General features: G+C 37.1%; 22 protein-coding genes, 1 tRNA gene and 1 pseudogene. 6 read left to right on the forward strand and 18 right to left on the reverse strand.

All coding sequences use genetic code 11. From position 1 onward, the window contains the following. The first annotated feature begins 25 nt into the window (after positions 1-25). Positions 26-694, forward strand: a complete 669-nt coding sequence (locus V6R96_RS13995) for a hypothetical protein (RefSeq protein WP_336379415.1) — start codon at positions 26-28, stop codon at positions 692-694. Between the two features lie 16 nt (positions 695-710). On the opposite strand, the gene V6R96_RS14000 is transcribed toward V6R96_RS13995, so the two are convergent. After that, on the reverse strand, positions 711-1,079 hold the full coding sequence (locus V6R96_RS14000; protein WP_111953252.1) for a hypothetical protein: 369 nt from the start codon (positions 1,077-1,079) through the stop codon (positions 711-713). Positions 1,080-1,493: 414 nt separating this feature from the next. On the opposite strand from V6R96_RS14000, the gene V6R96_RS14005 reads away from it, so the two are divergent. Continuing rightward, entirely contained in the window at positions 1,494-2,177 is a 684-nt protein-coding gene (locus V6R96_RS14005; RefSeq protein ID WP_111953250.1) for a hypothetical protein, read from the forward strand. A gap of 132 nt (positions 2,178-2,309) precedes the next feature. Here the strand turns inward: V6R96_RS14005 and V6R96_RS14010 are convergent, their stop codons facing one another. Next, the gene (locus V6R96_RS14010; protein ID WP_336379414.1) at positions 2,310-2,774 is read right to left on the reverse strand and encodes a hypothetical protein; all 465 of its coding nucleotides are present in this window, start codon (positions 2,772-2,774) and stop codon (positions 2,310-2,312) included. A gap of 232 nt (positions 2,775-3,006) precedes the next feature. On the opposite strand from V6R96_RS14010, the gene V6R96_RS14015 reads away from it, so the two are divergent. Further along, on the forward strand, positions 3,007-3,762 hold the full coding sequence (locus tag V6R96_RS14015) for an SDR family oxidoreductase (protein ID WP_111953246.1): 756 nt from the start codon (positions 3,007-3,009) through the stop codon (positions 3,760-3,762). Positions 3,763-3,857: 95 nt separating this feature from the next. On the opposite strand, the gene V6R96_RS14020 is transcribed toward V6R96_RS14015, so the two are convergent. The 3 genes from V6R96_RS14020 to V6R96_RS14030 form a co-directional block, all read right to left on the reverse strand. Further along, positions 3,858-4,229, reverse strand: coding sequence for a Rid family detoxifying hydrolase (locus V6R96_RS14020; RefSeq protein WP_336379413.1), 372 nt, complete (start codon positions 4,227-4,229; stop codon positions 3,858-3,860). A gap of 131 nt (positions 4,230-4,360) precedes the next feature. Then, on the reverse strand, positions 4,361-5,269 hold the full coding sequence (locus tag V6R96_RS14025; protein ID WP_336379412.1) for an alpha/beta hydrolase: 909 nt from the start codon (positions 5,267-5,269) through the stop codon (positions 4,361-4,363). 196 nt (positions 5,270-5,465) lie between these two features. Continuing rightward, positions 5,466-6,290: a helix-turn-helix domain-containing protein gene (locus V6R96_RS14030; protein ID WP_336379411.1), complete on the reverse strand. Its 825-nt coding sequence runs from the start codon at positions 6,288-6,290 to the stop codon at positions 5,466-5,468. Positions 6,291-6,421: 131 nt separating this feature from the next. Here V6R96_RS14030 and V6R96_RS14035 point away from each other — a divergent pair. Both V6R96_RS14035 and V6R96_RS14040 read left to right on the forward strand, forming a co-directional pair. Then, positions 6,422-6,565, forward strand: a pseudogene (locus tag V6R96_RS14035) (AraC family transcriptional regulator); the annotation flags it as partial. Between the two features lie 163 nt (positions 6,566-6,728). Next, positions 6,729-6,802, forward strand: a tRNA-Ala gene (locus tag V6R96_RS14040). A gap of 85 nt (positions 6,803-6,887) precedes the next feature. Here the strand turns inward: V6R96_RS14040 and V6R96_RS14045 are convergent. From V6R96_RS14045 to V6R96_RS14090, 10 genes are all read right to left on the reverse strand, one after another. Then, positions 6,888-7,370, reverse strand: coding sequence for a MarR family transcriptional regulator (locus V6R96_RS14045; protein WP_336379410.1), 483 nt, complete (start codon positions 7,368-7,370; stop codon positions 6,888-6,890). After that, positions 7,367-7,864 (reverse strand): GNAT family N-acetyltransferase, encoded by a 498-nt coding sequence (locus V6R96_RS14050; protein WP_336379409.1) that lies wholly within the window; start codon positions 7,862-7,864, stop codon positions 7,367-7,369. Before V6R96_RS14050 ends, V6R96_RS14045 begins: the two co-directional genes overlap by 4 nt. 157 nt (positions 7,865-8,021) lie before the next feature. Then, entirely contained in the window at positions 8,022-9,437 is a 1,416-nt protein-coding gene (locus V6R96_RS14055) for a TolC family protein (protein ID WP_336379408.1), read from the reverse strand. Between the two features lie 90 nt (positions 9,438-9,527). Further along, the gene (locus V6R96_RS14060; RefSeq protein WP_336379407.1) at positions 9,528-12,674 is read right to left on the reverse strand and encodes an efflux RND transporter permease subunit; all 3,147 of its coding nucleotides are present in this window, start codon (positions 12,672-12,674) and stop codon (positions 9,528-9,530) included. A 1-nt stretch (position 12,675) separates the two neighbouring features. After that, positions 12,676-13,860, reverse strand: coding sequence for an efflux RND transporter periplasmic adaptor subunit (locus tag V6R96_RS14065; protein WP_111953230.1), 1,185 nt, complete (start codon positions 13,858-13,860; stop codon positions 12,676-12,678). A 1-nt stretch (position 13,861) separates the two neighbouring features. Continuing rightward, entirely contained in the window at positions 13,862-14,317 is a 456-nt protein-coding gene (locus V6R96_RS14070) for a transcriptional regulator (RefSeq protein ID WP_034727861.1), read from the reverse strand. 116 nt (positions 14,318-14,433) lie between these two features. Then, the gene (locus tag V6R96_RS14075) at positions 14,434-14,946 is read right to left on the reverse strand and encodes a GNAT family N-acetyltransferase (protein WP_336379406.1); all 513 of its coding nucleotides are present in this window, start codon (positions 14,944-14,946) and stop codon (positions 14,434-14,436) included. A 290-nt stretch (positions 14,947-15,236) separates the two neighbouring features. Beyond that, the gene (locus V6R96_RS14080; protein WP_111953226.1) at positions 15,237-15,467 is read right to left on the reverse strand and encodes a DUF2007 domain-containing protein; all 231 of its coding nucleotides are present in this window, start codon (positions 15,465-15,467) and stop codon (positions 15,237-15,239) included. A 62-nt stretch (positions 15,468-15,529) separates the two neighbouring features. After that, on the reverse strand, positions 15,530-16,855 hold the full coding sequence (lat, locus tag V6R96_RS14085) for an L-lysine 6-transaminase (protein WP_111953224.1): 1,326 nt from the start codon (positions 16,853-16,855) through the stop codon (positions 15,530-15,532). A gap of 102 nt (positions 16,856-16,957) precedes the next feature. Next, the gene (locus V6R96_RS14090; RefSeq protein ID WP_223559616.1) at positions 16,958-18,508 is read right to left on the reverse strand and encodes an aldehyde dehydrogenase family protein; all 1,551 of its coding nucleotides are present in this window, start codon (positions 18,506-18,508) and stop codon (positions 16,958-16,960) included. 135 nt (positions 18,509-18,643) lie between these two features. On the opposite strand from V6R96_RS14090, the gene V6R96_RS14095 reads away from it, so the two are divergent. Beyond that, positions 18,644-18,796, forward strand: coding sequence for a histidine kinase (locus tag V6R96_RS14095; RefSeq protein ID WP_040995320.1), 153 nt, complete (start codon positions 18,644-18,646; stop codon positions 18,794-18,796). Between the two features lie 94 nt (positions 18,797-18,890). Here the strand turns inward: V6R96_RS14095 and V6R96_RS14100 are convergent, their stop codons facing one another. From V6R96_RS14100 to ccsA, 3 genes are all read right to left on the reverse strand, one after another. Further along, positions 18,891-19,088, reverse strand: coding sequence for an Arc family DNA binding domain-containing protein (locus V6R96_RS14100; RefSeq protein ID WP_111953220.1), 198 nt, complete (start codon positions 19,086-19,088; stop codon positions 18,891-18,893). Between the two features lie 127 nt (positions 19,089-19,215). Beyond that, positions 19,216-20,079, reverse strand: coding sequence for an SPFH domain-containing protein (locus V6R96_RS14105; RefSeq protein WP_111953218.1), 864 nt, complete (start codon positions 20,077-20,079; stop codon positions 19,216-19,218). 212 nt (positions 20,080-20,291) lie between these two features. After that, the gene (gene ccsA, locus V6R96_RS14110) at positions 20,292-23,561 is read right to left on the reverse strand and encodes a cytochrome c biogenesis protein CcsA (RefSeq protein ID WP_336379405.1); all 3,270 of its coding nucleotides are present in this window, start codon (positions 23,559-23,561) and stop codon (positions 20,292-20,294) included. Positions 23,562-24,063 lie beyond the last annotated feature (502 nt).

Consider the following 24,063-nt stretch of genomic DNA (forward strand, 5'->3'; position numbering starts at 1 on the left):
GTATATTTGAGTCCAATTTTGTGATATGGCAACGTACGAAAGTTTAATAAAGATCAATGGAAGCGTAGGCGATCTGGTTTTTTACAGCCTGAACGGGAAAAATGTGGTACGGAAGAAAAGTGGATTCAATAAAACGGCTTTCAAGAAAAGTCCTACTTATGAAAAAGTAAGGCAGAACAGTTCTGAATTCGGACATTGTTCGAAAGCAGGAAAAACGATACGAAGCTGTATTGAAAACTATATTAAGGAAACCGGTGAGCCTCTGCTCTACCAAAGGTTTGCGAAACTGATGACTGCGATTAAGGATTTTGATGCTGTTTCAGAGAAAGGAAAAAGAACCGTGCACAACGGCCTTCTTACTGAAAGAGGAATGACGTTTCTCAAGGAATTTAAATTTGGAAATAAAAAGAATTTCAGCAGTGATTTTTTTGTTTTTGAAGAAAAGGAAGATATGGTCCTGAATGTAGCGGATAAACTGCCAGCAGATGAAATATTAATAATCACCATACACCCGGATCTGGAAATATACTCTGCTGAATATTTTGAAGATCAACTTTTGGTAAAGCAGGATGCAGAAATCCGTTTTAGGCGGCATTTTCAGGATGCCGGGCTCCTACTCTGTTTTTTAGTGCTTAGAAGTAAGGGAGAAACTACCCATATGGGATTTATTGAAATAAAAAAGCCTGCAGGTTAATCTGCAGGCTTTCTGTTTATTGTTTGTTTCCTGTCCAGGTTCCGGATCTAGCCGGTGTAGGAACAGCATTTGACCAATTTCCGTTTCCATTTTTTTCTCTTGAAAGAGTTCCTTTGAATTCTCCATCGGAAGGAAGCCCGACTACAGCAGTAAGATCTCCGGTATCAGTTAAATTTCCGGAAATGTTATAATTTTCGTCATTGACTGTAGAATGCATTGTTCCGGTTACCTTTCCGTCACTGGCAACCACAAGATTCCAGGTTCCATCATCGCTTCCGGTATATTTTCCTGACCATGTTCCTATATAATCATAAATAGTATCATCATCAGAGCTGCATCCGATAAATAAAAAGGCTGTTAAAAGAAGTAAAAAAAGTTTCTTCATAGTTTCTAATAGTTTATAAGCTAATCAAATTTTATTGTTATTTATTCATCTTCTACTTTAGAAATAGAAAACTGAATAAGTATTTTGGCTTGTTCCGTGCAAATCTACTAATTTTTTTGATTCAGATTGTCTGAATTTTAATCAGCTGTTTATATTTTTATGAATAAGCTGCATATTTTGGCTAAAATACAATTATTTACTAAATGGAAACAAGCAATTACACGGTAAGATATTAAAAATAGGTGCGGTATTTCATTATTTCAATAGCAATTACTTTAATTAATTATTACACGACTCAACTTTTCATGATTTTTTTCCTGCCAAAAATAATTTATATGAAATTTATCTTCAAGATTATAAATATTTCTTACTTTAGTGAAAAATCTAAATAACTATTAAAATTCAAATAATAAGATGAAAACAGGATTAATATTTTTTGTTGCAATAGCCTTTTCCGGCGGTGTGAAATCACAGGTAGGGATTAATATAGAATCACCTACCCATACCCTGGATGTCAACGGGCTGGTTCGGGTGAGAGGGCTTGCCAATGCGGAAAGAAAAATAGTTGCTGCAGATCCGCAAGGAGTTTTAACGTTAGTTTCACCTGAAGAAATTTTCTCTCCGAAAGCATTATTAAACACCTCCATGTCTCCTGCTGAACAAAGGCTGACCGTTTATGAAGGAAAATGTTTCCAACCGACTGATAATGCCTCTTCCTGCACGGTTAGTGTAAATCATTATAGCTCATGCGCTGGTTTTACGAAGGCAATAGATACTCAAATCGTGGTAGGGCAAACTATTAATACGGGTAATGGACAGTTTTTGGGAACCTGGGCTGCGCGCTTTATTGATAATAAAGGTTATGTAGGCGGACTAACAGCCGCTGAACAGGTTGCCCCCGATTATCCCAGAATCTCCTACCCTGTTGCGAATGCGGCCAACTATTTGGGAAGCGGATCCTTCTCCGGGCAATGTAATGCGGACCTGGTAACCACCATCAATCAGACAACTGGTGATATCAAAGTAGAGTCTGTGAAAAGAAGTATGTTTGCCCATCTTGTCTATCTCTTATCTATATCACGCTCAAGAAGTAACTAGTAAACATTTTTTATAGAAAGAAAATAGCTGTATTTTATTATGCGGCTATTTTTTTGAGAATGCATAATTCTAGTTTCTAGTTAAAATTTATAGATCATTGCAAAGACAGCCAATAATCACTAAATCGATATATTATTTAATATTACGGCGGATATCCTGATATTGTTCCGTAAATAATTCCGGAGTAATTTTCGTCTCTAAAAGCAATAAAATCTTGCTGAACTTTACTTTGAGATAGAAACCTTTATCCAGTTCCAGTTTTCTGTCAGAATAATGGATGATTACTTTGGGTGTTTTGTATTTTCCTAATCTAACCATATCTACTTTTATAATATCGTTCCAGGAAATAACATGTTTCCTCAGTCCACCAGTAAAATAAATTCCGTTATCGGAAATAACCAATTTTAGCCTAGTATAAAAAAACATCGAAACAGCAATTAGAAATATCAAGGGAACCAAAAAAATAACCTCCCCGACTGCATCTTTAAACACTAATAAAGTAATTCCCAGCAATATTAAAGCAGGGCTCAAAATGTACACTATAATTTTTAGCCATTGGGGTGCTGAAAAAGATTCTTCATGTAATATTAATTGCATTATGTAAAAATATGTTTTTTGACATGAGTTTATACTCTTCGTATTACTTAAATCAAGAATTATAATTATGCATTACTGCAAGTTCAAATGAATTGAATTTTCGGTCATGGCAGGGTTTAATTTCATGCAAGGTCAAATAAATTCGGAATTTCTAACAACTTCTGAAAAGTTCACCATGTTTAGACATAACTAAATAGTCATATTTGTATGTACAAAAATTAAAAACAATATTATGTCGAAAAATAATTTACAGGGCAAAGTTGTATTAATTGCCGGAGGAGGCAAAAACCTGGGAGGATTACTAAGCAAAGATTTTGCAGCTAAAGGAGCAAAACTTGCCATACATTACAACAGCGAAAGTTCTAGAGCAGAAAGTGAAAAAACTTTATCTGAAGCTCAGGCTTTAGGAGCAGAAGCATTTTTATTTCAGGGTGATCTCACCAAAGTGGAAAACGTTACTAAATTCTTTGATGAAGCTATTGCTAAATTCGGAGGTATTGATATTGCGATCAATACGGTGGGTATGGTATTGAAAAAACCGTTTACAGAAACTACTGAAGAAGAATATGATAAAATGTTCGGAATCAACTCCAAATCAGCCTATTTCTTTTTACAGGAAGCCGGTAAAAAGCTAAATGATAATGGTAAAATCTGTACTATTGTAACTTCATTACTGGCAGCTTATACAGGTTTATATTCCACTTATGCAGGCGCCAAGGCTCCGGTAGAACATTTTACAAGAGCAGCTTCTAAAGAATTCGGAGCCAGAGGAATTTCTGTAACAGCTGTTGCTCCAGGTCCAATGGATACGCCTTTCTTCTACGGACAGGAAAGTGAAGATGCAGTAGCTTATCACAAATCGGCATCAGCATTAGGTGGGTTGACGAATATTAATGACATCGCTCCGCTGGTAGAATTTTTAGTGACTGACGGCTGGTGGATTACAGGCCAGACTATTTTTGCAAACGGCGGTTATACAACAAGATAAGCCGGATTAGCTTTTATGGATCAGATAATGGGTAATTAGGATTACAAAGTCTAATTATCCATTTTTTTTTAAAGCATTTTTATTTATTGAAATATTTATTTTTTAACAGCTATACATTCAATTTCAATACTTGCGTTTCGAGGTAAAGACACTACTTCAATAGTACTCCTTGCGGGGAAATGATTATGAAAATACTTGCTATATATTGTATTGACTATTTCAAAATGCTTCATATTGGTCATAAAAATGGTTGTTTTTGTGATATGCCTAAAATCGGAATGATTGTCCTCGAGAATAATCTTTAAATTCTCAAAAATCTGAACTGTCTGTTCTTCAATTCCTGCTTTTAAACTGTTTGTTTTTTGATCCAATCCGATCTGGCCTGAAATAAATATCAGATTCTCATAATGTGTTGAATGGCTATAAGGGCCTATGGGGTTTGGTAAATCAGTATGTTTTACCGCCATAACTTCTTTTTTTATACTGCATGACACCAATGTCAGCGAAAACAGTAATAATATAAATTTGCTCATGTTAATTGATTTATGAGATAAAAAAGAAGTTAGCCTGTAGAAAACTAACCTCTTTTGTTTTTCACTTACTTTTTGATGAAGTTGAATAATTCGTTATTAAATTTTTCCAGTTCCTCGATGAAAAGGGCATGACCACTTTTTTCGAAAGGCACCAAAGTGGCATTTTTAAGTAAGGCTTTCATTTGTTCAGCAAGATCATAGGAACAGATTTTATCCAACTTACCGTGTAAAATCAGTGTTGGAATTGTTATTTTTTTCAGGTCATTACGCAAGTCACTGTCTCTTAAGGTTTTTAGTCCTTCTGCCATTGCGTAAGGTGATGCCTGAGCCTGAATATTTCCTAACCAGGCTCCATGCCCTTGAGACACACTGTTGTCATTTGCAGGAAAGATTTTACCGAATGTGGCGAATAGCTCTGGACGGTTTGTATTGTTGAGATTAATCAATCCATTAACATCCTCTTTGGTCCATAAACCATAATTAAAATCCGCACGTTTTGTCCATATAGGTGCCGCTGCTCCAAACAATGCCATTTTGGAAACATGGGCCGCATTATATTTGGCTACATAATGAATGACCGTTGCACCTCCCATCGAAAATCCACCGATTGTTGCATTTTTAATGTCCAGTTTATCTAAAACGACCTTAATATCATCCGCAAAAACATCATAGTTATACTTTCCTCCGGGTTTATCGGATAATCCGAATCCTCTTAATGTAATTCCTATCACCCGGTAGCCCTTTTGAATAAAATTGGCATATTGATATTCATACATAGCATCGCTCAATGGCCATCCGTGAATTAAAACAATAGGCTCCCCCTCACCAAGGTCGGTTACATGAAGCCGCACATTCTTTTCTACTTCAATATATTCTTCCCTTCCAAAGGAGGCGGGGCTTCTTTTAGTTTGTGAAAATACTTGGCTTGAAATTAATGTTGTAAATAATACGATTGCTAAAATTAAATTTTTCATGATTTTTAAATATTTAGTTGTTGTTATAATTGTTATTTTTTGATAGTACAAAGTTGGGGGAATTGTAAGGTCATATCAATGGATGGTTTTCGCTTTGAATTGCACTTTTTGCCTAACCGGGTTTAGGGTACATACGAAAAAAGCACAATCTTACAGATCGTGCTTTATTATAGGATGATATATAAAAGATGGTCCTTTAAAACTGTTTTCTGAAACTGGTTGGTGATATTCCAACATGTTTTGTGAAAAAGCGGACAAAGTAAGCATCGTCTTCATAATTCAGACTATAGGCAACTTCTTTCACGTTCATTGCTGTATGTGCTAAAAGCCGTTTGCTTTCAAGAATAATGCGGTTTTTTATAATTTCATTGGGAGTGTCTTTGCTCACTAATCCTATTTTTTTACTCAGATTTTTTGGGGTAACGCACAGCAAATCTGCATAATCCGCAACAGTATGAAGCGTTTTATAATGTTGCTCGACCAATTTGCTGAATTTTCTTAAAAACTGCACATCAGCCTGCTGCTCTTTGTCAGATAATTGATGCTGCTGTTTCCAGATTCTAGTAGATTTCAGAATAATTAATTTTAAAAGTGTCCTTAACATCTCTTCTGTACCGGAATCTTCATTTCTCAGCTCAGACTGAATATCTCTGATGATCTTTTGAATCTCGGTAGACTGTTCTTCGTTTAAATTTATAAAAGGGATTTCAAACACATTATTGTACAAAATACCATCGCATGCCACTTCCTGATCATGAATTTCTACACAATAAAAATCTCTGTTAAAATGCATTAGCTGACCTCCGATGGTTTCACAGGGCTTTAAAATAACGTGGGGATTAATGAACAACAAGGTGTCGGTTTTCATTTCGATTTCCTGAAAATCCACTTGAATAATAGCGTTTTGAGGAATAAACAGGACTTTGATATGTTCATTTATTGTTGTGAGAGCATCATATTGAATTGAGTTTTTGCTGAATTCCAGGTTGCCAAATTTTTTGTATGAAAATTCCTTTATCATTGTAGGGTTTGAAAAGATTGTTGTTAATTTATTCGCGTTAACATCTTCTTGTAAAATTAATAAATTATAAAATACGGGCTTTCTTCAAATGGAATTAAAGTTCCGAACCCCAATATAGAAAATATAAAGTAGCTACCTTAGCCGATGAAACAGGGTTTTCTTCACCCAATAAATTTACGACGGTATTTAAAAAAGTAACCTCTTTGTCTCCATCCTTGTTTATAAGCTATTTAAAGAAAGAATCTGAAACAGAATTTGATAAAATAAATAATTGATTCATTTCACGATAAAATTGCCTTCAAATCAGATTGTTAAGCTTACTTAAAATTTTGTATCGCATATTAAAGCTTTAAAAATCATTATAAATTCTGATAAATAAATGAGAAAAAATTTGGAAATATCGTTTAAATACTTACTTTTGTACCGCTTTAAGGAAAAGGGGAATTAGCTCATCTGGCTAGAGCGTTAGACTGGCAGTCTAAAGGTGACGGGTTCGATCCCCGTATTCTCCACAAGAAAGCGTAGACTTAAATTTATCACAAACGCTTAAAAGCTTTGAAACCTGTAATTAAAAACTACAGGTTTCATTTTTTTCAATCATTCCATTTCTTTCTTCATCTGCATGGCACGCTGGTAAAAAGACTGCATAGCAATTTTTTCTTCCGCCTCATTAATAGCTGACAAAAGATGATTTTCATTATCTGCAATTTCTCCCAATACTTTTGATACCAACTCCCAAACCGGTTTCATTTTTTCGATGAGTTCAAGACCTTTTGGAGACAGTACAATCAGTCTTTTTCGCTCATCCTGTTTATCTTTTTTCGATTGGATAAGCTTCTGCTTTTCCAGCTCTTTTAGTAAGCTTATGGTTGAAGGATGTGTGTATCCTATTTCGTTGGCAATCTCTACCACACTCAGCATTTTTTTGTGATGTAAGGTGAAGATTATAGGAAACCATTTGGGCTCAAAATCAATTCCGAATGACTTATAGATCAAAGCACCATCTTTTCTGAGCTGCTCACTGAGACGCTGCAATCTCGTTGATATGGCCAGGATTCCTGATTCATTTATTATATTCATACCGTGTGGTTTATATGTAAAGCATAAAAAACATTGTCTGCACTCATCAATGGAAAGCGGTTGGGTAAATTTTCCTTTTCAACCTGTAAAAAATGATTTCTTTCATAAAATCTCATGGCAGCCTTTAACACATTAACCGTTCCCAGGTATATGGCATCTATTCCGTTTTCACGACAGTAAGAAATCAAAACTTCCAAAAGCTCCTGGGCAATATTCAGCTCTTTTCCTCTGAATTCTTTTTTTACGAACATCTTCCTTACGGCTCCTTCCCTTTCATCATATTTAACCAATGCTATAGAACCTACCAGCTCGCCTTCTACAAAAGCTCCCCAGAAATTTCCTCCTGGTTCCATATAAAAACTTTCAATCTGCTTAAGATCTGGCTGATCTTCTATCGTAATAGGCACGTTAAATTCTTTTTGCTGGATCGTCAAAATGAGATCAATCAGCTGATCCGAATACGTATTATTCAGTTGTTGAATATGTACTTTCATATCATTGTTATTTTTAAAATATAAAACTACGTAGTCTACTACATATATACAAACAAATATTTCTTTTTTATAAAAATTTTAACAATATAAAAGTCTAACCAATAAAAAACGTATGCCATTTCGGACATACGTTTTTACTATTTTTAGCTGAAAATTATTATTTCCATCCACCACCAAGAGCCTGATAAAGCTCTACAGCGGCTTTCATTTTGCTGTATTCTGCGTTGGAAATATTCAGTTCTGCATTTAATGAGTTAACACTTGCATTGAGCACTTCAAGATAGTTTGCCATACCGTAGTTGACAAGTTCCTGAGAGTATTCAACAGAATTTTTGTAAGCATTCAGCTCTTTCTGTTTTAAGTCTATAAAAGAATCCTGAACAGAAAATACACGGATGGCATCTGAAACTTCTTTTCCCGCTGTAAGAACTGTTTTTCTAAAGTTCAGATATGCCGTTTCCTGATTGGCCAGACTTACTTCGTAATTGGTTTTGATGGCTCTTCGGTTAAGGATCGGCTGGGCCAAACCTCCCACCACACTTGCAAACAGTGAATTGACACTGAACAAATGATCAATATCAAGAGACTGGATTCCTCCGCTTCCTGTAATTTTTAAAGTAGGATAAAACTGAGCTTTTGCAGAATTGGTCAGTTCAAAAGCATTCATTAAATTGTATTCCGCTCTCATTACATCAGGACGGTTGGCCAATAGCTGTGCAGGATATCCCAGTCTTAAATCAATGGGAACTTTCTGACTTTCCAATGTTGATCTTTCAATGGTATGAGACGGCTCTCCCATCAGCAAACTCATTGTGTTTTCCAACAGCTGAATTTGGGTATCCATATCAATTAATAACGATTTTGCATTGAAAACCAACGCCTCACTTTGCTGAACGGCAACCTCTGTTACTGTTCCTGCAATTTTTAAAGCCTTAGTAGTCTCTAGATTTTTCTCACGAACTTTAATGGTCTCCGTAATGATTCTTTTTTGATCATCAAAAGTCAGTAATTGATAATAAGCGGAAGCAATAGATGCCACCAAATCACTTTTTACGGCCTTATGAGCCGCAACAGTTCCCAAATAAGTAGCCAATTGAGCTTTTTCCTGAGCTTTCATTTTGCCCCAGATATCCGCTTCCCAGCCTAAACTTGCTGTAATATCAAGCTGATTGATATAACGTCGTTGCCCAAACAACTGTCCGGTTTGTGTATTTAGAGACTGAGTCTGAAATGCATAACCGGGGCCTACTGTTAAAGTAGGCTCATAGGCTGCTTTACTTTGCTTTAAATAAGCTTCTGCAGAATTGATACTTTGCAGGGCAATTCTAATATCCAGATTGTTATCTAAAGCCTTCGAAATATGCTTTTGAAGTATAGGATCGGTAAATATTTCTTTCCAGGAAATATTGGCAACTGTTGTACTGTCTGAAGGCAACATATCCGTACGGAAAAGCTTTTCGTCTACAACACTTTTCGGTCTCTCATACTCTTTTCTGGCCATGCACGATGTAATGGCGCCCAGTATGACAGCTGAAAAAGTTATTCTTTTTATGATGTTTAATAAACTCTTCATTATTTGAAATTAGAAATTAGGTATTAGAGGTTTAGAAGCTAGATTTAGAGCTAATTTCTAATATCTAACCTCTAACTTCTCTAATTAATTTTATTCTGCTAAATTGATTTCTTCTTTTTTAATCGGCTTCACTCTTTCTTGTAAAGTTTGGAAAATCACATACAAAACCGGAATTACAAATAGCCCTAAAATTGTACCTATTAATAATCCAATTGCTGCACCCGTTGCAATAGATCTGTTACCTACCGCACCAATTCCACTCGCCAGAACCAATGGTAATAAACCGAAAATAAAAGCAAATGAAGTCATCAAAATTGGTCTCACCCTGGCTTTAGCTGCATTGATGGCAGACATAACAATGGTTTCGCCATGATGCCTTCTCTGGACAGCAAATTCAACGATAAGGATTGCGTTTTTCGCTAATAATCCTACGAGCATGATCAGGGCGATCTGGAAGTAAATATTGTTTTCCAAGCCCATAATCTTCTGCCCGAAATAAGCTCCCATTACCCCAAGAGGAAGAGAAATTACAACGATTAGCGGAAGGATATAACTTTCATACTGAGCAGAAAGAATAAAGTAAACAAAGACTAAGCTTAATCCGAAAATCAGAAGGGTCTGCGAACCTGAATTTAATTCTTCTCTGGTCAATCCGGTAAATTCTACCGCATAGTTCTGGTTCAGCGTTTCACTGGCCACCTGCTGTACAGCGGTAATGGCATCTCCGGAACTGTATCCTGCAGAGTTAGCTCCCGTTACCTTTACTGAAGTAAACAGGTTATAACGGCTTACAGACTGCGGTCCGTATGCTTTTTTCAGAGTGACGAACTGTGAAATAGGAGACATTACTCCTGATCCTGTTTTTACATAGAGCTCATTCAGGTTTTCAATATTTTTTCTGTTTTCAGGAAGTGCCTGAACCATTACTCTGAACTGTTTTCCATACTTTGTAAAGTCGGCTGTATAAATACCTCCGATATATCCCTGCATGGTAGCCAGGATATCACTTACGGAGATGCCAAGCTGTTTCGTCAGAGGAACATTGATTTCCATCTGATACTGAGGATATTTTGTATTGAATGAGGTTTGGGCAAATTCTATCTCAGGTCTTTCCATCAGCTTTCCGATGAACTCATTTGTTTTGTTATCCAGATCTGCATATTCTCCGCCTGATTTATCCAAAAGGACCATCTCAAAACCGGCGCTGTTACCAAAACCAGGTACACTTGGCGGCTGGAAGAATACAACTTTGGCATCAGGAACAGATCCTACTATTCCAAATAGTTTTTTAGTGATATCATCAGAGGTCTGACCATCTTTTTTCCTTTCATCAAATGGCTTTAATTTTACAAAGGCAAGGCCGTTGTTACTTCCGTTTCCGGATAAGAATCCTCTACCGGTGGAAATCGTGACATTCTGTACACCCGGAACTTTTAAAGCTTTGGCCTGAAGGGTCTTCAGAGCATTGTACGTTCTTTCCATAGAAGCTCCCGGAGGAAGCTGAACGTCTGTAAAGATAATTCCTCTGTCTTCTGTAGGGACAAAACCTTTTTTCATAGTACTGCTCGCCCAGAATAAAATACCTCCGGTAACCGCGAAAATAATCAATGTTACCCATTTATGTCTCAACAGGAATACAAATCCTCTTCCGTAACGCTCAGTGGTTGTCTTGAACGCAATATTGAATTTATAAAAGAATTTCTGAAGGAAATTAAGATTGCTGTATTCTTTATGATGTTCTGAGTGAGGCTTTAAAAACAATGAACATAAAACCGGGCTCAGGGTCAAAGCGTTGATTGCAGAAATAATGATCGCAATAATAAGAGTAATCCCAAACTGCTGGTAGAATACTCCTGTAGGACCTGTAATGAAAGTCACCGGAATAAATACCGCCGCCATTACCAGAGTAATAGAGATAATAGCCCCTGTGATCTCATCCATAGCTTCTACAGTTGCTTTCTTGGCATCTGCAATACCATGTTCCATCTTGGCATGAACGGCCTCGACGACGACAATGGCGTCATCCACCACAATACCAATCGCGAGTACCAATGCGAACAGGGTTAACAGGTTTAGTGAATATCCAAATAAATTCAGGAAGAAAAATGCTCCCACAATAGATACCGGAACCGCAATAGCCGGGATCAGGGTAGATCTGAAATCCTGAAGGAATATATATACAACGATAAATACAAGAATAAAGGCTTCGATCAGGGTATGTACTACTTTTTCAATAGAAGCTTCAAGAAATTCATTGGTATCAAAGTTATAGGTGTATTTAATTCCCTTCGGAAAGGTTCCTTCAACTGATTTCAGATAGGTTTTGATATTTTTAATGATCTCCTGGGCATTAGATCCAGGAGTCTGGAAAAGTCCCATACTGATGGAAGGATTGTTCCCATTTTCTCCGACACCGGAATAAGACTGGCCTGCCAGCTCTACTTTAGCCACATCTTTCAGCATTAGGTTCTGTCCGTTTCCAAGAGATTTGATAATGATATTATCGTACTGCTCCTTATCATTGAATTTACCTACATATTTAATGATATATTCAAAAGAACTTCCGCTGTTCTGTCCTATAGAACCCGCTGCTGCTTCTCTACTCTGCTCGTTGATGGCATTGGTAACATCTGTAGGCGTTACACTGTAAGCCGCCATTTTTGCAGGATCCAGCCAGATTCTCATGGAGTAGTTTTTACCGCCGAAAACGTTGGCATCCCCTACACCATTGATCCTTTTAAGATTAGGGATAATATTGATATTCAGGAAGTTTTGAAGGTAAACATCATCCAGATCCTTGTTTTCAGAATAGAAAGACATATACATCAGTGCACTGGTCTGCTGTTTCTGCGTTACCACCCCAGAACGTGTTACCTCGGAAGGTAAAAGCGGTGTAGCTCTTGCCACACGGTTCTGTACGTTTACGGCCGCAATATCCGGGTCTATTCCCTGTTTAAAGAAAACCTGAATCTGTGCAGAACCATCATTTCCGGCACTGGAAGTGATATAATCCATCCCTTCTACCCCGTTGATCTGTTCTTCCAGAGGTACTACAACACTTTTCATTACAGTTTCCGCATTAGCTCCTGTGTAGTTTGCTGAAACGCTTACTGTGGGAGGTGCAATGTCAGGATACTGTGTGACCGGCAGCGAGATAAGCCCTAACACCCCGAGTATAACAATAATAATTGATATAACGGTGGATAAAACCGGTCGGTTTATAAAATTTTTAATCATTTTAGAATTTCGGTTTTATTGATTGAACAAGGCTATCCATTTTCACTTTTTTAGGCTTAACGGCTGTTCCCGGTTTTAATCCTCCAATACCAGCTGCAACAATGATTTCTCCTTTGCTGACACCAGATTTTATAAGAGCCAGATTATCTATCCTGTCAATCACATTGATTACTACATTTTTAGCCGTGTCTTTATCCACTTTGTAAACATAAACAATACCTTGCTGCTCGTAAGTTGCACTTTCCGGCACCACCAATACATTATCATAATGTTGTGGGAATCTGATGGTTCCACTGTTACCGTTGCTTAATAGTTTCTGGGCATTGGTAAAGGCTACTCTGAACTGGATGGTTCCGGTTGTAGGGTCTATCTGTCCGGTAATTGCTTCAATTCTTCCTTTTTCGGGATAAAGGCTTCCGTTTGCCAGCTGTAGTTCTACCATCGGAAGATTTTTAATCTTTTCAGGCATAGATGCACCCGGCGATTTTTCAAGGAAATCAAAATATTCTTTTTCATTCATTGAGAAATAAGCAAAAATCCCGGAAGTATCTGAGATCGTTGTCAATGCAGTCTGGTCAGTAGGTCCCACCAAACTTCCCACTTTCAGTGGAAGCCTTCCGATCACTCCGGAAATAGGGGCACGGATGATAGAATACTCAATATTGGCTTCTACTCCTTTATAATTGGCAACTGCCTGTCTTTTTGCAGCATTGGCCTGTTGCAGCTGGGCCTGAGCCTGTGCCAGATTTGCCTGAGCCGTCTGCAACTGTACGTTACTGATGATATTTTTCTGAACAAGAGGCTTTAGCTTATTGACTTCTACCTGTGCTGCATTTACAGAAGCCTGTGCTGCGGCAATTGTAGATTCTGCGGCACCGATACCGGCTTTGGAAGCAGCAGCATTTTCGGTCAGGATATTGGTTTCCAGACGGAATAACGGCTGTCCTTTTGTTACATACTGCCCTTCGTCTACCAGGACCTGAGTAATATATCCCTGTATTTTTGCACGGACATCATTGTTGACCCTTCCCTGTATGGTGGCCGGAAAGGTCTGATAGCCCACTATATTTTTTGACTCCACAGAAACTACAGGATAAGGTTTTGGGCCATCCTGTTTTGGAGCTTCTTTTTTGCAGGCCGTCAGTGAAAGCGCTGCAATAGAAAGTATAACTAGCTTATTATTCATTTTAAAGTTTATTAAGAGATTCCTGAATATTTTCTATGTTTTTGTATAAAAGTGCTTTGTAAGCTTCTACCCGTTCGTTGTATTCATTATCATGATTTTTTTTAAAGTTGTTTAAGTCATCCAATAGTTTGAGTTCGTCCTCCATTTTTTGAACAATTTTTTCAAATCTGATTTTTTTATACTCATCATTGATGAAAAAATACCGTTTTCGCTCATCCATTTTGTTGTGGTCAATAATCAGCTGTGCATTCAACAGTAGTGATATACTGGTAGAAACAGAACTTTTACTCGCGGAGAGTACTTCCACAAATTCGTCAAAGGTAATTCCCACTTTCTCATAATCGAAAAGCAGGTAAGCATAAATCTTTGAAGCTAAAGGCGGTAGGTTGAAAACGGTGCCGTAAAATTTTACAGCATCTTGAAAAATTTTTTCATCAATTTCTATACTTTGGTGCATAATATAAAAATTTTGACAAAAGTAGAAATTAGTTCAGAACTAAACGAACAAACATGATAGAGTTTATAAATGAAGATTCTTTTAAAAATTCAATGAAACATGATTTAACTTTTGGCTTAAATTATAATCTTTTCATAGGCTTTTCTCATTCCTCCGGCCAATAATACTTCACCACAATAGGAATAACCCTTACTTTCAAGGATCTTCAGCATGGCATTATTATCATAATTTGTATCTACTTTTATACTTTGAATTCCATGAGATCTTGTAAAATCTTCAATGTGATCAAATAATTTTTTCACCATACCCTGGCCGGCAAATTTTCCATCAACCGCCACTCTATGTACAACAACAAATTCTCCATCGCTTAGCCAGGCTCCTTCAATAGTACTGTAGGCAGGTTCGTCATTTAAAATCAATGCTACATAAACGGCAATTTCCCCATCAATGGTAAGGACATACCCAAAGCCTTTTGCAATATCACTTTCTACGGTTCCTAAATTAGGGTATCCATTCTGCCATTGGGTACTCCCGTCCTGTTTTCTTCTTTCAATGGATTGTTGGATAATTCCCCAAATTATATCCCTTTCATCAATTTCTGCTTTTCTAAGTTTGGTCTCTGAATTCATTGTTAGTTGTTTATTGAATTGAATGATTTAAATATTTAAAAGATTTGGATATGTTTTTAAGTTTTGGCTAAAGCCAATTGTAATTTTTTAATTTTTAAGATGGGCTAAAGCCCGCCTCTATTGAATAATGTAGTCTAATTGAGTCATGATCCAATATTTCTAATCTCTACATCTCAAATTTTTAAATACTTAAATCTTTAATAATTAATATTATTTGAATCAAAAAACCGAAAACTAATTAAAATTAATTTTCGGTTCGAAGTAGTAAAATTTAAAATTATGAAATTGTTTTATTGATTTTCACTTTGTTGAAGATAAGCATCTATAACTTCAAATGCATTCTTCTCGTCTTCCAACTTTACCATAATTTTTAATGACGTTGCGGTAGGCGTTGTCGTAAATGTAAGATAATTGTTCTCGACGCTGTTTGTAATTTGTGCATCATCCAATTTAGACTTTATTAGCTGGATTTCTGAAGGCTTGTCACTTTCAAAAACCGATACTCTCGTACTTCTTTCCATATTCTATATCGTTTGAGTATCTAAATATACGATGTATTTTTTAAAATTACAAATCTTTGAATTTAAATTTTATTAATATTGTTCTCTATTTTATCAAGAGCCAATTGAATTTCTTGCTGAGTAACATTCAGATGCGGTCTGAAGCGAAGGGAGTGATCTCCACACTGAAGAATGATCAGTCCGTCTTTGAAAAGCTCGTTCATCAAACGGTTACGCTGTTCTGCGGAAGGAAGATCAATGGCACACATAAGACCTCTTCCTCTTGCATTTGATATTTTATCTGGGTATTTCTGAGCCAGCTCTTTTAATCTTTCCAACAGATAATCTCCAACTACTCTTGCATTTTCAACCAGGTTTTCCTTTTCGATAACTTCCATCACCAATTGGAAACGAAGCATGTCAATAAAGTTCCCTCCGAACGTAGAATTGATCCTTGAACTTTCTCTGAAAACGTTATTTGGAATCTCATCAAATTTTTCTTTATTAGCCAAAACACCACAAACCTGGGCTTTTTTCCCGAAAGAAATAATATCCGGTTTTGCTGTAAAATGCTGAAACGCCCACATTTTTCCTGTGATGGCAATACCTGTCTGAACTTCATCAAAGATCAGTAAGATTTCGTTCTGATCACAAAGTTTTCTCAGCCCCATTAAGAACTCATCTCTGAAATGATTGTCACCACCTTCGGCCTGGATAGGCTCAATGATGATGCAAGCTACTTTATCAGGGTTCATAAGAATTGCTTCTTCGATCTGAAGAAGAGCCAGCCTTTCATTCTTGATGGTTTCCTCTAAATTTTCTTCTGTAATTGGAAAAGATAGCTTAGGGTTTAAGATTCTTGGCCAGTCAAACATTGGGAAATACTGATATTTTCTAGGATCGGAAGTATTGGTTAAGCTCAAAGTATAACCGCTTCTTCCGTGGAATGCCTGTCTGAAATGGATACAGATTCCAGCTTCTGTCTGAAGGCCTTTTTCAAAATTCTTACGGGTTTTCCAGTCGAAGCATGCTTTCATTGCATTTTCTACTCCTAATGTTCCTCCTTCGATAAAGAAAGCATACTGCAGTTCTTCAGGAATCACTACTCTTTCAAAAACTTCCAGAAAGTGGGCATATTCTTCTGAATACACGTCTGCCAAAGTGGGTTTGTTGACAGCCATTTTCCCCAGCCACTCTGATCTTTCTACCAGATAAGGATGGTTGTAGCCTATTGAAGCTGATGCAAACATAGAGAACATATCCAGGTATTCTTTGTCTGTAAGCTTGTCATACAGCCATGATCCGTGAGATTTTTCTATATCCATCACAAAATCAAAGCCGTCTGCCAAAACGTGTCTTCCTACGGTTTCCTTTACTTTATTTGCTTTTATATCAATTGTTTGTTCCATAATTAAAATAGTTGTGTGATTTAATAATTGAATGATTAAAAGTCTTAAACATTCAGGTTATTAATTTTTAGTTTTTTTGTTGAATTGATTTAAACCTAATTTTTACAAATCAAATTTAATCCCTTGTGCTAAAGGAAGTTGAGCTGTATAATTTATAGTATTGGTTTGTCTTCTCATATAGTATTTCCAAACGTCTGAACCGGACTCTCTTCCGCCGCCTGTTTCTTTTTCACCACCAAAAGCACCACCAATTTCAGCACCTGAAGTTCCGATGTTTACGTTGGCAATACCGCAGTCTGAACCTGCATGAGAAAGGAATAATTCTGCTTCTCTCAGGTTCTGAGTCATGATAGCAGATGATAATCCCTGGGGAACATCGTTCTGGATAGCAATAGCTTCCTCCAATGTTTTATATTTGATCAGATACAGGATCGGCGCGAAAGTTTCGTGCTGAACGATCTCGTAAGAATTTTTCACTTCTGCGATGCATGGTTTCACATAGCATCCTGATTCGTATTCTTTTCCGCTTAAAACACCTCCTTCAACTACAAATTTTCCGCCCTCTTTCTTACATTTCTTGATAGCTTCTTCATACTGATTCACTGCATCTACATCGATAAGCGGCCCTACATGGTTATTTTCGTCTAATGGATTTCCGATTTTCAACTGTCCATAAGCTTTTACCAATCTGTTTTTTACTTCATTGTAAACACTTTCATGGATGATCAGTCTTCTTGTTGATGTGCATCTCTGTCCTGCCGTACCTACTGCTCCGAAAACAGCTCCGATGATTGACATGTCGATATCTGCATCTTTGGAAATAATGATCGCGTTGTTTCCTCCCAATTCAAGGATAGATTTCCCGAATCTTTCTGCCACTTTGGAAGAAACCATTCTTCCCACTCTTGTAGAACCTGTAAAGGAAACCAGGGAAACCCTTTTATCATCAACCAGCTTCTGCCCGATCTCATGATCAGCAACCAGTACACTTGAAATACCTTCGGCAAGATTGTTCTCCTTTAATACTTCAGACATAATGTTCTGACAAGCGATAGCACATAAAGGTGTTTTTTCAGACGGCTTCCAGATGGTAACATTTCCGCAGATCCAGGCCAGAGCCGTGTTCCAAGCCCAAACTGCAACCGGGAAATTAAAAGCAGTGATGATTCCTACAACGCCAAGCGGATGGTATTGCTCATACATTCTGTGACCTGGTCTTTCTGAATGCATGGTATAGCCGTGAAGCTGTCTGGATACCCCTACTGCAAAATCACAGATGTCGATCATCTCCTGAACTTCCCCAAGACCTTCCTGAAGAGATTTACCCATTTCATAAGAAACAAGTTTTCCAAGGTCATCTTTATATGTTCTTAATTTCTGACCTAACTGTCTAACGATCTCCCCTCTTTTAGGAGCAGGGATGGATCTAAATTCCTGAAACGCCTTCTGAGCCGTCTCAATTACTTTGTCATAATCACTTTCTCCGGAAGTCTTAATTTTAGCGATTAGCCTGCCATCTACGGGAGAAAAACTTTCTATCGTTTTCCCCGAAGCAAAATATTTTCCGCCCACTGAAGTCCCCTTATTTTCTTCTTTAATACCAAGGTTTTTGAGTGTTTTTTCGATTCCGAAATCCTTTACTTTTTTAGACATAAAATGTTTACTTTTCGTTTCCTCTAAAGATAGAAATATTATGCGAACCTCAAAATTTTAATTTTTAACATGCTTTTTATTTGGACTAATTATAAACATGCTTATCTTTGTCATGTAATTTTTTGATATTCAGACATGGAAAATTCACAGGAAAATAATAATTCGAAGTTCAAGAAGTGGTTCAAACGTGTAGGCTGGGCAGGATTTGCTTTTTTCACGATCAAAGGCTTGATTTGGCTCGTTATATTCTACTTCGGAGCTGATACGCTTCAGAGTTGTATAAAATAAAAAGCAGAGAAATTTCTCTGCTTTCCTTTTTAGTAAGGTTAATTGGATTGTTATTGTCCTTTTATTGGATTAATAATCTTCATCTTATTTTATCCTATCCTTCTTGGTCTTTCTTTTTCCTTCCTGAATTGACCAGGCTTTGATGCAGCAGATACTCGATCTGTCCGTTTACACTCCTGAATTCATCATTCGCCCACTTTTCCACCAGCTTATAGGTCGCTTCATCGATTCTTATGACGAATGACTTTTTGCCTTTAGCTTCAGAGGATTTTGAAGTTTTTTCCGATTTCATCCTTTTCTCTTTGCCTGTTTAGTAATACTTTTTTATAAACTTTTCTATCTGTTCGCAAGGCGTTTTACCCGGCTAAGTTTTTTATGAAATCTAAGTATTTATTCTTCATTTTTCTCTCTTTATTTTGTTAATAAAGAGTTCCTGCATTTAAGATGGGCTGAGCTGCTTTTTCACCACATAGCACCACCATTAAATTGCTGACCATGGCTGCTTTTCTTTCATCATCAAGCTCTACAATATTTTCTTCTGAAAGCTTTTTCAATGCCAAATCCACCATTCCTACAGCACCTTCCACAATCTTGGTTCTTGCTGCAACAATTGCTGTTGCCTGTTGTCTCTGAAGCATTGCTCCTGCAATTTCCGAAGCATAAGCAAGGTGAGAAATTCTCGCTTCCTGAATCACAATTCCCGCTTTTGAAAGACGATCCGTAAGCTCCTGCTCCAAAATAGAATTGATCTTATCACCTCCTTCTCTCAAAGTAATCGGCGCATGGTCATCTTCTAAATTGTCGTACGGAAAACTCATCGCCAAATGACGTACCGCAGCTTCACTCTGCATTCTTACAAAGTCTGAATAACGCTCAACGTCAAAAGCTGCTTTGTAGGTATCTCCTACTTTCCAGACCATTACCACTGCGATTTCAATAGGGTTACCCATTTTATCGTTTACTTTCAGAGTTTGCCCTTGTAAGTTTTCTGAACGCAATGACATTTTCTGTGAAGAATACAGAGGATTGATAAAAAACAGTCCGTTGTCTTTCACTGTTCCTACATACTTTCCAAAGAAATTCAACACTCTTGAATGGTTCGGCTGAATGATCATCAGTCCCTTCAGAAAAAAACAGAACAGCAGAAAGCACAGCATTGCAATGATCACGAATGTAATACTCTGTTCAACTCCGGAAATAAAAAAATAAACTGCTCCGGCAAATAAAACCAGACAGAATACTAACGCCAGATAGCCTGACATAGGCTTTAATACTTTTTCCATGATTGTAATTTAATTTGATATTGTTTTGATATCATAAAGATATAAATAAACTTCTAGATTTTGAGCTATAATCTAATTTTTTTTAGTGCGGATTTCTGGATGTGAGTTTGAATATTATGAGGTCATTAGTTTCAGGTTATTTAGATCCTAAAACGTGAAAAAAAAATCCCGGAAAATGAATTCCAGGATTTTGATTTTATATTGAAAGAAATCTATTTCTTCGTTAATACTTTGAATTTGAAATAAGAAGCTGCTGATAAAAGAAGCATTGTTCCCAATCCGATATATACCCAGGCCGGAACCGGAACCGGATCTCCTGCAGCATATGAGTGAAGTCCGCTCAGGTAATAATTAACTCCGAAGTAGGTCATTACCATAGAACAGAAAGCAAACATTGTGGCTACATGGAATGCCCATCTGCTTCTCAGTCCGGGAACTAATCTCATGTGCAGCACGAAAGCGTATACCATGATAGAGATGAAAGCCCATGTTTCTTTCGGGTCCCAGCTCCAGTATCTTCCCCAAGATTCATTGGCCCAGATACCTCCTAAAAAGTTTCCAACTGTTAAAGCAAAAAGACCGATCGTCAGCGACATTTCAGAAACAATCACCAATTCCTTCAATGTGGTGTCGTGGTGAAGCTTATATGTTTCTTTATTTGAAATAATATAAAATACTAAAGAGATTACAGCAATAATCATTGACAGGGCAAAGAAGCCGTAACTTGAGGTAATAATCGCTACGTGAACAATCAGCCAGTAAGATTTCAATACCGGAACAAGTGGCGTAATCTGAGGGTCAAGTGCTGAACCTCCGTGTGCAAATCCCATCATAATAACTGCTACCATAAATCCGGCTGCAGGAATAAGAGCGTTCGCGTTTCTGTAAAGGATCAACCCGGCTGTAATACCTACCCAAGAGATAAAGATGATTGCTTCGTATCCGTTACTCCAAGGTGCGTGTCCTGAAATATACCATCTTGCTACAAGGCCTAAGAAATGGCATAAATACCCTACTATGCCTATAGCAATAATTACTTTGATTATTTTATTTAAAACCTTATTGGATTTGAAAAGCTCTACAAATCCTAAGATCAGAAGAAGTCCTCCGATTATAGTATAGAAGATCAATAGTTTGAAGTTGATGTTAACTTTATTCATGAAAACCTCAAGATCTACTTTAGATTTTGCAGGAACTACTGCTTTACCCCACTTCTGCTGGTAGTCTGAAAGTTTTGCCAGTTCAGCATCGGCTTTACTCCAGTCTCCTGTTTTTTGTGCAGTAAGAGCTTCTGCAAAATAAGGTCCCATTACCTGCTGGGATTCCATATCCGGCTCAAATTTCTGATCAAGCCATGAATGCCATGTGTGGTTGGCATCGTTCTTCACAGGAACGATTCTCATAAACTGGCCGCTGAAAAACTCGTTGAAGATCTGTACTCTTTCGTTTACAGAAATCACTTCTTTATCATAATTGGTCTGCTCAGAAGGTTTTTTACGGAATGCCGTGTTGTAATCATGCTCCAAAATGTATGTCAGATTTCCATTGGCATCTGCCGGAAAAAGGTTCATCAGTGAAGTATATCCTTCATCATCAGCCTTCGTTTTATTTTTTAATTCGTCACCTCCTTTTGTTCCTACTTTAATCATAGGAACCATAGTCCAGCTTGGCGTATCTGTATTGATCGACAGGAACCATTGGTTAGCCGTAAGAGACTTTCCATCTGTTCCCTTGAACTCGTCTTTCTTATATAATTTTCTTAAAATATCCAGTGCTTCCGTGTTGATAGGAACAATTCTTCCTTCAAAATTCTGAACCAGAAGATATCCGAATTTATCTGCATGTTCTTTGCTGATTTTGTTTCTGGCAATAATCTCGTCCGGAGAAATAGATCTCATTTTGCCCATTGGTGTTGCCAGAGAGTTCTGCTTTGGAGCAGTTCCATCAAGCGGTTGGGCAGACGGAGCCGAAGCGTGAGAATGATTATCTCCTTCCACATGAATATGTTCTCTGCTCCCGTCTGTTGTGCCATGGGTTTCAATTTTCTGTGCATTTAATCCTAAACTTAATAGCACTAAAAGCACTGCTGCCGTCTTCTTTTTATTAACATCAGTCAGCATTTTATTCAGTTTCCAGAAGTGAGTTCCTTTCCAGAAGAAGATCACAAACATTCCTAAGAACAGAAGTCCGTATCCGATATAAGAAATAATGGTTCCCCAGAAATCGTGGTTTACAGAAAGTACGGTTCCCATTCTGTCCGGATCAAAACTTGACTGGAAGAAACGGTAACCTTTATGGTTAAGAACGTGGTTCATGTAAATTTTATAAGGGGTTTCTTTTCCTTCATCAATGATCTTTACGTGGCTTTCATAAGCACTTGGAGATGTACTTCCCGGATAGGTTTCCATCACGAAATCATCTAATTTCAATGCAAAAGGCGTATTATATACTTTAGGTCCGAAACCTACCATAATATTCAGGCCATCCATTGTTACCTGCTTATATGCATTCGGGTTTCCTTTTTCTACAGAAAGATCTACCATTTGTTTTGTTTTTGGCCCCTGAAGTTCTATTCTCATTACATCGGGTACCATGGCATCTTTCTTTTTATCGCCTTCAAAAGCCATAAGCCTCCCTTTTTTAAGACCTTCAGGAACAACCAGTTTCAATTCGTTGATCGTATATAAACTTCTCAATACCAAAGGCTGGAATTCATCTTTCTTGGTACTTCCGGTAGCCTGCGTTGCCATAGTCATAAAGGCTGCATCAACAGGCGTTTTAATGAACAGTTTTCCGTCCTCTTTTTTAAATTCTACCGCACCGTCTATCGCTCTGTTGAACGTTACTAAAGTTCCGTTGATAGATTTTGTTTCTCCCGGTTTGATGTAAATATTCTGTCTTCCGGTAGTTCCGGTAGACACCAGGTGAAGATATTCTGCGCCGTTGGGCTCAGCAATTAAGCTGTCTTTTTTTCTCTGGATATAGTCTTTTGTAAACACCTTTATTTCCTTTCCGTGGAAATCATAGGTTGCCTTAAAGTCTTTATGCAAAGGAGACATCAGATAAGGAACATCCTGATAGTTAAGAACATCCCCTTTCTCTTCAATCTGGATTTTAAAGAAATTTTTGTCAGTTACAATCTCATTGGAAGTTTCACCTTCTCTGATATGCATTGTCCCTTCAAAACTGATGTATCTTGTAATAGCACCTCCTATAAAAATAAGGATAAAAGCAAGGTGAAATACCAGAACCGGCCATTTTTCTCTTCTCCACAGTCTGTATCTTGCGATATTTCCTATAAAGTTAAGAATGAGCAGAAACATGATTAATTCAAACCATTTTGCTTCATAAATTAGCGCTTTAGCTGTAGGAGTTCCGTAGTCGTTTTCTAAGAACGTTGCATACGCCATTGCAAATGCATACACCAGTAACAGCACAGCCATTGTTCTGGTTGAGATAAGAATATCTTGGAGCTTCTTCATGATTTATTTTACTTGACATGCAAAAATAAGGATGATAAACAACAAAGAGGCTAAAAAAAGCTGTTTTTTGTCATTTAAAGGCCTATTTTGGTTATTTTGAATCATTCTTAATAATATATAATTCATTAAGGAAAATTCGATTTTAAGATCATGAAATTCCGGATCTAACTTACTTATCTGTGGTCAGTTCTGATTACTACAGGCAAATAATCATTTTATTACGTCAATAATTATAAGACTGTGTCCTTCATCTTCTTTATTATTTTGTGTTGATTGGTGATAACGAAATTAAGGCCAGGCAAAAATGCCGGGATGTTTTTTGACCATATTTTTTGATTTTTTTTTCACTTTTACACTTTATGGAACAAAATTAGCGGAGCAATAGCTGGTACATTTTGAAGGAGTTTAAAAGTACCTGCTGCAGTACATTTCAGGAAAAAAAATATCTTAAAACTGATGTTCAATTTTAAAAAATAACCCTAAATTACACCATCTTTTTTGC

It is taken from the genome of Chryseobacterium sp. CCNWLW53 (genome assembly GCF_037083525.1).
Lineage (GTDB): Bacteria > Bacteroidota > Bacteroidia > Flavobacteriales > Weeksellaceae > Chryseobacterium > Chryseobacterium lathyri.